This window comes from Maribacter luteocoastalis (genome assembly GCF_048890225.1).
GTDB classification, from domain to species: domain Bacteria; phylum Bacteroidota; class Bacteroidia; order Flavobacteriales; family Flavobacteriaceae; genus Maribacter; species Maribacter luteocoastalis.
In genome coordinates, this window is the sequence record NZ_JBMFZG010000007.1 from 12,065 (window position 1) to 23,498 (window position 11,434).

The window sequence follows — 11,434 nt, forward strand, 5'->3', positions numbered from 1 at the left end:
ATTTGGAAAAACAAAAGATTAAACCAAAGCATGAACATACTCATAATTAATGTAGGTAGCTCCTCAATAAAATATCAATTATTGGCCATGCCCAATGAAAATATAATTTGTGAGGGTATGGCAGAACGTATCGGAAATGAAAAAGCCAATTTGAGATATAAGTCAAAGCAGGTTGATATTTCTAAAATTGAAAATATTCCAAACCATAAAGTAGGCCTACAAAAGATAGCGCAATTAATACTTGACCCAGAAAAAGGGGTGATTAAAAATACCAATGAAATTTATGCGGTAGCACACCGGGTAGTTCATGGTGGCAATTCATTTTCAAAGACAACATTGATCAATGATAGCGTAAAACAAAAAATAAAGGAACTTGCCGTTCTTGCCCCTTTACATAACCCCGTAAACCTCGTAGGTATTGAATTATCTGAGAAAATGTTTCCAGAGGCAAAGCAAATTGCCATTTTTGATACCGCTTTTCATCAAACCATACCCCAAATTGCCAAACAATATGCTATTCCCAATAAATTGTACACGGAAAATGACATACAGGTGTATGGCTTTCATGGTACCAGTCACAAATATGTTTCGGAAAAAACTGTTCAATTCCTAAAACAAAATAAATCAAGGCTAATAACCATACACTTAGGTAACGGGTGTAGCATTACCGCAATTAAAAATGGAAAGAGTATTGACCATAGTATGGGTTTTGCACCTTCCAACGGACTTATTATGGGGTCTAGAAGTGGGGACATAGATCATGCTTTAATTTTCTATCTGGTAAATAATCTTGGCTATCAGTTATCTGAAGTAAAAGAAATGCTTGACAAAAAAAGTGGCATGTATGGCCTTACCGGATATAGTGACTTAAGGGATATTCAGAACGAAGCAGAAAAAGGAAATACACAATGTATTTTGGCTTTGGAAATGAACGCCTATCGTATTAAAAAATATATAGGGGCATATACCGCTGCCATGAACGGACTTGATGCCATTGTATTTACAGCTGGGATCGGTGAAAATTCATCATTGATCAGAAAACTGGTTTGTTCCGAAATGGAATATCTCGGGATAGTAATTGATATGGAAAAAAATGAGTCCAAGTCAAGTAAAATTCGACAAATACATTCAGCACAATCCAAGGTTAAAATTTTGGTGACACCTACCAATGAGGAATTGGAAATTGCGAAACAAGCGTATGGTCTACTAACTTCGTAAATATCCTTAGAACAAATACCTGTTAGTAAATTAAACCTGTATATATCTCACTTCAAAGGTGTTAAAACTGTACATCACTGATGTACATCATTTTCATGGTACTATGACCAAGCTACTTTTGTCTACATAAACTTTAATTAAAAAACAATAAGTCATGAAGACAGATTCAAAAATTAAGTTAGATGTGCAAGACGAACTGGCATGGGAGCCTAGTATAGATGAAACAAAAATTGGAGTTGCCGTAGACAATGGCGTGGTAACGCTAAGCGGTGAGGTAGATAGTTACACAAAAAAAATGGCAGCGGAAAAAGCCGCCAAGCGAGTACAAGGTGTAAAAGCCGTTGCGGAAGATATCGTAGTGAAATATGCCTCCAGTTTAGAAAAGACCGATACTGAGATTGCAAAAGCAGCCATAGATGCATTACAATGGCATTCATCGGTACCCAATGATACCGTAATGGTAAAGGTTGAAAATGGCTGGGTCTATCTTTCCGGTAAGGTAAATTGGTCCTATCAAAAGGATTCCGCCAAAAACGCAGTAAAAGACTTAACTGGGGTTAGGGGTGTAAGTAACAGTATACTAGTTCAAAATGACGTGAAGCCCTTTGAGGTAAAGAACAATATAAAAAGGGCGTTTGAACGGGCTGCAGAGATAGATGCCAACAATATTGATATTTCTGTAGATGGCCATACCATTACCCTTAGTGGTAAAGTACACTCTATTAAAGAAAAAGAAGATGCGGCCAAAGCAGCCTTTAACGCTCCTGGTGTTTTTGAGGTGAAAAATAATTTAAGAGTACAGTACTATTCAGAATATGCCTGATAAATGGTCCATTACAAACAATAATAAACTAGATTTTCTTTAAAATTGCCCTTATTTGATTAATTTCAACAGGGCAATTTTATTTTATTATTAAAAAGAGAACTCATGCATATTGTTTCTTGGAACGTAAACGGTATACGGGCCGTAGTGAAGAAAGATTTTTTTAAATCCATAAAAGAAATAGGGGCCGATATTCTTTGTCTACAGGAGACAAAAGCACAAGATGATGAAGTGGTAAAGGCCTTGGCACCTTTGAACGGTTATGAAATACACTGCAATTCCGCAGATAAAAAAGGCTATTCAGGAACTGCCCTACTCACTAAAAAACCACCATTAAAAATTACTTATGACATGGGTGTCATTGAACATGATGAAGAAGGTCGTGTGGTATGCGCAGAGTTCGAAAATTTTTATTTGGTAAACGTTTATGTACCCAATTCTGGGCAACAATTAGACCGTTTAGATTATAGAAAACAATGGGACGCAGATTTCCTAAAGTACCTACAAAACCTAGAAAAAACTAAGCCGGTCATTGCTTGTGGGGATTTTAATGTTGCACATAGGGCCATAGATCTAAAAAACGACAAGGCAAACTATAATAAGACCGCAGGTTATACACAAATTGAAATTGATGGAATGGATAACTTTATCAATGCCGGATTTGTGGACACGTTTAGACATGTACACCCAAATGAAGTGGCCTATACCTACTGGAGCTATCGTTTTAAGTCCAGGGAACGAAATACCGGTTGGCGCATTGATTATTTTTTGATAAGTCCTCAACTAAAGGATAAAATAAAATCTGTTAAAATACTGTCCAATTATTATGGCTCTGACCATTGTCCAATAAGTCTTGAGTTAGTAATGTAGCGCGCTTTTCTATTGGCTCCTTAAAAATTCCTCAAGGACACTCACTTGAAAATTACCTACAAGGGAAAGCTCAACATCTGCATTTAAGACCACCAGACCATAAGCTAAATGGGATAACTTGCAATCAATTATAATTTCTTTATCTACACCGCTAAATACCGGTCTAAAGTGTTGACAAAGGTTCATGCCCGATGATTTACCAACACCCATGGCCTTTACCACAGCGTCATTAATTTGATTGGGGGTCAGACCCTCATTAAGTAGATCGCTAGCCAAATATCTTAATTGTAAGCTATAATAGAAATCCATAAAATGGGCAATACTATCAGAATGCCTAAAATCCTTTGTAAAAAGCGTAATTTCCATATCAGTATTTTTAGTGCCCTATTACGAAATGAAGAATTTGCCATTAAAGCTTTTTCACGTATCCAAAGACCATATGCTTGAAATTCTTAAAATCCTTTGTGAATAGTTCTATCCTTGATTTTAATTTTCGATGTTGTTCCCTATAACTTCCATCGGCCAAACCTTTCTCTCCTTTTACCAAACGCGAGAGTAATTTTTCGTGATCAATAATATCCTGGGCCAAATAGTCAAAAAGATTTTCATGTATTTGGTCCAAATCATTTAGCATTTTTCCGTATTCTGACGTAGTTGCTTCTTTTTTTGCCAATACATCGGCAAAAAATTTAGTTTCATCTTTCCAGAATTCCACAGTATCCTGCCATTCCCTACTCTCTTCGTGTAGTACGTCTAAGCCTGCACCAAGTAAAAACTCAGTTTTAGGGTTGATTGTTTTTGTTTTCATAATACTATTTAAAATCTTGTTCTATTTCTTAAACCTGCTTAAAATACTTAGCTGTAAATTTTCAAGTGCTGCTTCCAACAATGCCATAATCTCTTCCTCTGTTTTGTTTCGAATCTTGGCAATCTCAGATACATCAAATTGATGAACCGTAAACAGTTCATACACGGTTTGTATCGGTGTAGGTAATTTATATAAGACCATATTGATATGTTTTTGAAGTTCAGAAGCACCAATTTCTTGATTAATTTTTGCGATGCTATCGCCTTCGCTGTCTTCCAAAAAAATATTTTTGAGGATATTCTCTTTTTTCTGGTATGAGATGTCGTCCAATTCATCCATCATAATCAAATCACCATCCCCATCCGCACTAAATTCCTCTTCCATACCTTCCCATTCCAATTGGGTATAATCATCGATATTATCAAAAAAAAGCGTATCGAACTCCTCTTCCACTAGAGCATCTTCCAATAGTTCATCTGCTTTTTTAAATAACCAGGTATGCAGTTCTTTGGCTATGGAAACTTCATCAAAATTATCATATACAAGTAAATATAATTGGTCTATGAAATCATCCTTTTTGTATTTCCCCCTATCTAATTTATGGTTGGCAACCTCCCGTTTTAACCTATTTTCTATATAACGCTCTACCTCTGGCATTACCTTTAATAAATGTTCATTAAAGGCTACTTTATTCTCTTCTTTCTTTAGTTGTTCCAATTTTACAAATTCATCAGACACGAATGTATGGAACGTACTTGTCTCCTTATTTTTCACAATAACTTTCATTAGAATATGCGTATTAGTTATGTCTAATTCAAAAATGAAAACTAATGGTCAAGAATAAAATGATGTAGGTCAGTGATCACATATTTGTGCCTCGTGATTAAAGACGGAAATACTGACACATGTCATTTTAATAAAAATGGGATCCTATTATTTTTATGAAATACAAATTATTCAATCATGAGAAGCGACTTGGAAATAAGGAATGATGTTTTAGCAGAATTGAAGTGGGAGCCTAACTTAGACGAAACCCAAATAGGTGTTATTGTAGAAGATGGTGTAGTAACGTTAAGCGGTCAAGTAGATGACTACCAGAAAAAAGTGGCCGCTAATAAAGCAGCAAAAAGAGTGTTTGGGGTAAAAGCTGTAGCTGAGGATATAGAAGTAAAATATGGTGATGACTACAAAAAAACAGATAAGGAAATTGCAAAGGCCGCGGTTAAGGCCTTAGAATGGAATACTACCGTACCACAAGATTCCATAACCATATTTGTAGAGGACGGCTATATTTATTTGTCCGGTATTGTACAATGGGAATACCAAAAAGATGCAGCCAGCTGGGAACTCCAAAATCTCCTAGGTGTCAAGGAAGTAGTAAACAATATTAATATTATACCAGAAAAGAAGTCCTTAAACATAGAAGAACAAATTAGCAACGCTTTAGAAAGGTCTGTTTTTTTACGGGATAAGGGCATTAGGGTACAGGTAGACGGATCCACCGTGCAATTAAAGGGAAGGGTACATTCTTTATGGGAAAAGGAAAAAGCGGAAAAAACAGCATATTTAGCCCCAGGGGTTAAAAAAGTACAAAATGATATAATAATACAAGCCTACCCAGAATTTGCGTGAAAAGCAACGTATCGTCCAACCTAATTTTGATTTTCTGTGGTTAATCCTAAATCAGTATAAAGGCTGAAACTAATTGAATTATTAAAATAAGATTTCTTTGGTGAAGGAACAGGAGTAAGGAAACATGATATAAATCATTTCAATTATTTCCAAGTCGAGTTACATTTAAACAGTAAATGAATTACTAATAATTAAATTATAAACCATGACAAACGATAATGGAAATGTACTTTTGGCCCTATTGACAGGTGCTGCCATAGGTGCAGGATTTGGAATTTTATATGCACCTGAAAAAGGTGTTGATACTAGAAATAGGATTAAAAGAAAGGTAGAAGACACTGGGCACGATCTTGCGGAACGTGTTACACATGCCAAAGAAGAGCTTACAAAAACAGCCAATGAAAAAAAGGATGCGATAGATCGTAAATTGGATGAAGCCATATCAACCATGAGTTATAAGGCTGATGATATCATTGCTACCTTAGAACGTAAACTTGAAGACCTTAAAAAGAAAAATGCCCAACTACAAAAAAAATAAAACGGCATGGTGTTCAAAGAACTAAAAAATGACCTTATAGAGGCTGATGCCGATATAAGGTCTTATGTTGAATTAAGTGAGGAATATATAGAGCTTAAAATTTTTAAGGTCTTTATGCGCTTTCTTACGTCTACCATAAAATCTGCACTATTAAGTCTAGGGATACTTTTTGTACTTCTTTTTCTATCCATAGGAGCTTCTTTGGCCTTATGTGAAGTATATGATAGTTACTATTTAGGCTTTGTGATAGTTGCAGGTTTTTATCTAATTATAAGTGCCATAATATATATTTTTAGAAAACAGTTAAACCGACCATTATTGGCTAAATTCTCAACCTATTATTTTGAGAAATTATGAAACAATACCACACTTTTGAGGAAATAGATGAGCGTCTAAGAATAATAAAACTTAGCAGGGAAATTCATATTGAAAATCTTAAGTTTAAATTGAATAGGGTTAAAACAGACATGTATCCTACCAATCTGCTTGGCAATTTTAAAGGATCTATTCAACAAATGATATTAACTTTTGCCATTCAAAAACTTTCAAGGATTTTTAGAAGGTCACATTAAATAGATGTAGGAGTCAAATATCAGTTTTGGCAACAACATTACATAGACAGAATTATTGCAATTTATACTTACCTACCCAAAATCTGCAATCTCTTTTAATTCCTGAATATCCAAAACAATGATTCTTCGGCCATGATCGGTAGTGATCAATCCCTCATCTTTAAAATCAGACAAGGTTCTTATGGCTGTTTCCGTGGCCGTACCAATCATACCTGCGAAATCCTCACGTGCTATACCCATTCCGCCATTGGGCTTTTCCTTAATGATACCTTTATTGTATAATTCCAAAAGTGCTTTTGCGGCCCTTTGTCTTACAGGCGCAAAAGCCATTGCCACCAATTGCTTTTGAACATCTATAAGATTATTGGATATCATACTAATAAACTTTTTAGATACAACGGGGTTTCCGTGTAATAACTTGGTAAAACTCTTTTTGGGGATTACACTTAACTTAGCATCTTCTAAAACCATCGCATTTTCTACATATTTCCCGTTTGTGTTCAATAAAGACAATTGCCCAATAAAATCTCCCGAACTATACAATCCGGTCACAAATTCCTTACCTGCCTCAGTGCTTTTGTACGTTTTAATAGTACCACTTTCTACAAAATAAAGGGAGTGTGCGTTATCTCCTTCCCAAAATATAATTTCCTTTTTTTCATATTCCCTTAATTCATGATTTTTGGAAAGGCTTTCCAAATCCATATAATCCGATGCTTCTTCTAAAAATGAGGTGAGTCCCTGTACGTTTCTGGTTATCTCTTTTTTTAAGAATTCGTTCTTCTTTAAGCGTATGGCTATGGCATCTAATAATTCCTTTTCTTCAAAGGGCTTGGTCAAATAATCATCTGCACCTAAATTCATTCCAAGTCTTATATCTGCCTTATCTGTTTTGGCCGTCAGAAATATAAATGGTATGCTAGAAGTACTAGGATCCTCTGATAATTTTTGTAACACACCATACCCATCCAATTCTGGTAGCATTATGTCGCAAACCACTATATCTGGTTTAAATTGTTTGGCCCTCACAACTCCTATTTTGCCATCTTCAGCAGTAAGTACTTTATAGTTTTCCAATTCAAGGATATCCGCTGTATTTTCGCGTACGTCCTGGTTATCCTCTATTAATAATATTTTTTTCATTTTTAGTCTACTGTTATGTTTATAAAAGCATGATCCATCACTTCATTTTTAATGGCAATTCCAATTTAAAAACTGTTGGTTCACCAGGTTCACTGGTAAAACTTATGTCGCCCCCCATTAGCTGTGAATATTGTTTAACTATATGTAGCCCTAATCCTGTGCCCTGTATATAGCCAGCATTATTAGCTCTAAAAAAGCGCTCAAAAAGATGCTTCTGTTCATTTTTTGGTATTCCTATACCGTTATCGGTTACGGTTAATTGTAAAAATTTATTTCCCGGAATAACTTCCATTATTATTATTTGACCTTCAGAAGAATATTTAGTGGCATTAGAAAGTAAGTTTATTAATATGTGGCTCACTAATTTAGGATCTAGATAAACAATTACATTGTTATATCTTGACCTTAATTGTATGGTTTGACCTTCTTTTTTTACAGACTCCATTTCATCTATAACTATTCTACAGAATTGCACCAATTCAAAATATTGTGGGTTGGCCTTTACCCTACCCTCTTCCAATTTGCTTAATGAGAGAAAATCGTTTAGGATTACCACAAGATTTTTTACATTGTTTCTGATTCGTGCCACGTGCTTTAACCTAGAGTCCTCCTTTCCAATTTCATTTTGTTTACCAATAAGAATCGCAGATGATAAAATGGCACTTAATGGCGTTCTAAACTCGTGTGATGCCATAGATATAAAACGCGATTTTAATTCGTTAAGTTCCTGTTCAGATTTCAAGGCATTTTCCAATTGATGCTGTACCTGTTTCTGTTCGGTAACGTTGTTATATACAAACAGGGCCCATACGGTTTCTTTATCATCAGAATAAAGAGGTGTGGAGTTTACTGTATATGTTTGATTTTGAAATTCAATTTCGGAAGAAATGGAATTTCCTTTTAATGTCTTGGTTATTTCCTGTATTAACACACTTTTCTGTGCCTCGGTAATAATGGAAATTTCATGAATTGTTAGGCCTTCAAAATCTTCTTTTTTAAAGTCTATTCGCTCCAGTTCTTTTCCTTCTAAATAAACCAGTTCAAAATCTTTATTAAATACAATTATTACACCTTTGGGGAAGTTTTTCGCAATTGCCACGAACATGGCATGACTGGTTCGTAGTTTATCCTCTGCCTTTCTTCTAAAAATAATTTGTTTCCCTAAACTTATATTGGTTACCTCAAGTTTCTTTATAGTGTCTCTTAGTTCACTAGTTCTATTTTCAACTTTTAGTTCCAATGTCTCTGTATACTCCTCTAGTTTTTTTTGTGATTGTAACATCTTTGTAACATCGTTCTGAACACCAATAAAATGCGTGAGCTTTTGGTTATCATCAAATAATGGGGTAATGCTTAATTCATTCCAGAACATATCGCCATTTTTTCGGTAATTGCGTAGGACCACTCTACATGAAGTTTTTTTTAGAATTGCCTGTGATACTTTATTTATTTCTTGTTGATCTCGGTCATCATTCTGTAAGAATCTGCAATTCTTACCTATAACTTCATTTTTTTCATAACCCGTTAATTTTAAAAAAGCCGTATTACAATATATAACTGGCAAATCTGGGTGTGTACCATCTGCAATAACAATACCATTACCTGCAGTTTCCAAGGCCTTGTCACGAATGTTCAATGTCTCCAGAATGTCTCTATATTGGGTGAAATCTGCGCCAGAACTTATAAGTCCTAATACATTATTCTTCCTATCCCTTAGTAAAGTATTGTTCCATCTGATTAGTTTCCTTTGGTTACCATTGGTCAAAACCCAATTCTCGTACATCTTTGGCGGTTCTATTTCACCGGATATAATTAGGTCAAATAACCTTATCAATTCTTTCCTATCCGATTTGGGAATAAATTTTTCAAACCAGTTCTTACCAATAATCTCATCCCGATCAAAACCTAGAATTTCGCACGCCTTCCTATTAACCATTGCCAATGTATGGTCTGGATTTAACACTATATAAATACAAGAGGCAGCATCTAGATATTTAATAAAATACTGATTGTCAACTTCCTTTTCTAACTGCATAGTATTTTAGCATATGAATTCAAATAACAAGGCGGGGGGAACCACTACGCGTTACAAATACGCAGTTATGTAAATATATCAATGTGACAAACGGCCAAAAATGATATTGGTCATATATGTGTGGCATGGCATATGACAATAATCATTTTAAGCTGAAGCCTACACGACTATTTTTGACACGAACAATAATGTATTTGAAAATGAATACCGGTTTGGTACTCTCCGGAGGTGGTGCACGTGGAATTGCCCATGTTGGCGTGATTAGGGCATTAGAGGAAAAAGGCATACAGCCGACCCATATTGCAGGCACTAGCGCTGGTGCCATTGTTGGTGCACTTTATGCAGCAGGCTGCCCTTGGAATGAAATGTTGGATTTTTTTAAATCTACACAAATTTTCAGTGTTAAGAAATATGCGCGAAGCCAACCAGGTATAGTGGATACCAGCAAATTCTATGATCATTTTAAATCTTATTTCCCTAGTGATAGCTTTGAATCCCTTCATATACCACTTTATATTACGGCTACCAATCTGCTAGATGGTACTTTAAAGGTATTTCATAGTGGTGAGCTCATAAAACCTATTTTGGCCTCTGCAGCAGTACCGGGTATTTTTGTGCCCATACAGATAAAAAATGGTTATTATAGTGATGGAGGTACACTTAACAATTTCCCTGTAGACTTAATAAAAATGTATTGCGAACAAATTATAGGTGTTTTTGTAAACCCTTTTGGGGTTATTAAAAAAGAGGACCTAAAACATGCGCACAATGTAATGGAACGTGCCTATCATATAATGATGACCAGTGATAATAGGGTAAAGTTCGATGATTGTGATATTCTTATACGACCTGAGAATATTGGAAATTTCGGTTTATTCTCTTTAAACAAGATAGATACCATTTTTGATATAGGGTATGCAGCTGCGAAGCAAGCACTTAAATCGTATACACCTAATCAGCCCATTAAGGGATAACGATGCCACTATTGCAAAAAATTTATGCCTGATGTACGTCATTCCATGACTTCGGTTTCTAAACTAATTTTAATAAAATTTAAAACTTGAAGCTATGGAAACTTTATTTGCATCTAAAGAACAGGTTATCCCCATGCCAAGAATTGGCGATATCGCGCCAAAATTTTCAGCTGTGACTACCCAAGGGGAAATTAATTTTCCAATGGAATATAAAGGAAAGTGGGTCATTCTTTTTAGTCATCCAGCAGACTTCACGCCTGTATGTACAACAGAATTCATAAGGTTTGCCAGTTTGGAAGATACGTTTGCAAAGGCCAATTGTAAACTTGTTGGTCTGTCTATCGATGGGCTTTACAGCCATATAGCATGGTTAAGGGCCATTAAGGAAAAAATAAAGTTTAAGGATTATAAAAATGTAGAGGTCAAGTTTCCACTAATAGAGGATATTTCTATGGAAATTGCTAAAAAATATGGGATGATACAACCTGGCGAGAGCAAGACACAAGCCGTGCGGGCTGTTTTTTTCATAGATCCAAGTGCCATTATTAGGGCCATTATCTATTACCCATTAAGTTTAGGAAGAAATTTTGATGAAATATACAGGGCCTTGATAGCTATGCAGACTGCAGATAAATTTTCAGTGGCTACACCCGCAGATTGGCAACCAGGTGATGACGTCATTGTACCACCAGCGGGATCATGTGGTACGGCCTCAGAACGTGTGGAAACAAAAAATTCGGATATGGAATGTTCCGATTGGTTCTTCTGCACTCAAAAATTACCAAAGAACAAAGTTTTAGAAGCCGTTTTAAAAGAATAAT

General features: G+C 35.4%; 14 protein-coding genes. 9 read left to right on the forward strand and 5 right to left on the reverse strand.

The features are described 5' to 3' along the window. Positions 1-30 precede the first annotated feature (30 nt). The 3 genes from ACOCEA_RS13750 (at position 31) to ACOCEA_RS13760 (ending at position 2,911) form a co-directional block, all read left to right on the forward strand. Positions 31-1,218 carry an acetate/propionate family kinase gene (locus ACOCEA_RS13750; RefSeq protein WP_420756835.1) on the forward strand — a complete coding sequence of 396 codons (1,188 nt, stop codon included), beginning with the start codon at positions 31-33 and terminating at the stop codon, positions 1,216-1,218. A 154-nt stretch (positions 1,219-1,372) separates the two neighbouring features. Continuing rightward, positions 1,373-2,041 (forward strand): BON domain-containing protein, encoded by a 669-nt coding sequence (locus ACOCEA_RS13755; protein ID WP_420756836.1) that lies wholly within the window; start codon positions 1,373-1,375, stop codon positions 2,039-2,041. A gap of 105 nt (positions 2,042-2,146) precedes the next feature. Next, positions 2,147-2,911, forward strand: coding sequence for an exodeoxyribonuclease III (locus ACOCEA_RS13760; protein ID WP_420756837.1), 765 nt, complete (start codon positions 2,147-2,149; stop codon positions 2,909-2,911). Between the two features lie 9 nt (positions 2,912-2,920). Here ACOCEA_RS13760 and ACOCEA_RS13765 read toward each other — a convergent pair whose 3' ends face one another. The 3 genes from ACOCEA_RS13765 to ACOCEA_RS13775 are packed head-to-tail and all read right to left on the reverse strand — an operon-like array spanning position 2,921 to position 4,505. Then, the gene (locus ACOCEA_RS13765) at positions 2,921-3,277 is read right to left on the reverse strand and encodes a hypothetical protein (RefSeq protein WP_420756838.1); all 357 of its coding nucleotides are present in this window, start codon (positions 3,275-3,277) and stop codon (positions 2,921-2,923) included. A 43-nt stretch (positions 3,278-3,320) separates the two neighbouring features. After that, complete coding sequence (locus tag ACOCEA_RS13770; RefSeq protein ID WP_420756839.1) at positions 3,321-3,719, reverse strand: hypothetical protein; 399 nt, start codon at positions 3,717-3,719, stop codon at positions 3,321-3,323. Between the two features lie 21 nt (positions 3,720-3,740). Continuing rightward, positions 3,741-4,505: a sigma-70 RNA polymerase sigma factor region 4 domain-containing protein gene (locus ACOCEA_RS13775; RefSeq protein ID WP_420756840.1), complete on the reverse strand. Its 765-nt coding sequence runs from the start codon at positions 4,503-4,505 to the stop codon at positions 3,741-3,743. Between the two features lie 177 nt (positions 4,506-4,682). Here ACOCEA_RS13775 and ACOCEA_RS13780 point away from each other — a divergent pair, with 177 nt between their 5' ends. The 4 genes from ACOCEA_RS13780 (at position 4,683) to ACOCEA_RS13795 (ending at position 6,461) form a co-directional block, all read left to right on the forward strand. Next, a complete protein-coding gene (locus ACOCEA_RS13780; protein ID WP_420756841.1) occupies positions 4,683-5,351 on the forward strand; it encodes a BON domain-containing protein in 669 nt (222 codons plus the stop codon). Positions 5,352-5,556: 205 nt separating this feature from the next. After that, a complete protein-coding gene (locus tag ACOCEA_RS13785; RefSeq protein ID WP_420756842.1) occupies positions 5,557-5,889 on the forward strand; it encodes a YtxH domain-containing protein in 333 nt (110 codons plus the stop codon). 6 nt (positions 5,890-5,895) lie between these two features. After that, a complete protein-coding gene (locus tag ACOCEA_RS13790) occupies positions 5,896-6,246 on the forward strand; it encodes a hypothetical protein (RefSeq protein ID WP_420756843.1) in 351 nt (116 codons plus the stop codon). Then, entirely contained in the window at positions 6,243-6,461 is a 219-nt protein-coding gene (locus ACOCEA_RS13795) for a DUF6327 family protein (protein WP_420756844.1), read from the forward strand. The genes ACOCEA_RS13790 and ACOCEA_RS13795 overlap by 4 nt, the downstream gene beginning before the upstream one ends. Before the next feature lie 72 nt (positions 6,462-6,533). Here the strand turns inward: ACOCEA_RS13795 and ACOCEA_RS13800 are convergent, their stop codons facing one another. Together ACOCEA_RS13800 and ACOCEA_RS13805 are read right to left on the reverse strand one after the other, a co-directional pair. Beyond that, the gene (locus tag ACOCEA_RS13800) at positions 6,534-7,604 is read right to left on the reverse strand and encodes a response regulator (protein ID WP_420756845.1); all 1,071 of its coding nucleotides are present in this window, start codon (positions 7,602-7,604) and stop codon (positions 6,534-6,536) included. A 37-nt stretch (positions 7,605-7,641) separates the two neighbouring features. Then, complete coding sequence (locus tag ACOCEA_RS13805; protein WP_420756846.1) at positions 7,642-9,639, reverse strand: PAS domain-containing protein; 1,998 nt, start codon at positions 9,637-9,639, stop codon at positions 7,642-7,644. Positions 9,640-9,812: 173 nt separating this feature from the next. On the opposite strand from ACOCEA_RS13805, the gene ACOCEA_RS13810 reads away from it, so the two are divergent. Beyond that, positions 9,813-10,613, forward strand: a complete 801-nt coding sequence (locus ACOCEA_RS13810; protein ID WP_420756847.1) for a patatin-like phospholipase family protein — start codon at positions 9,813-9,815, stop codon at positions 10,611-10,613. A 94-nt stretch (positions 10,614-10,707) separates the two neighbouring features. After that, the gene (locus ACOCEA_RS13815; protein WP_420756848.1) at positions 10,708-11,433 is read left to right on the forward strand and encodes a peroxiredoxin; all 726 of its coding nucleotides are present in this window, start codon (positions 10,708-10,710) and stop codon (positions 11,431-11,433) included. The last annotated feature ends 1 nt before the right edge of the window (position 11,434 follow it).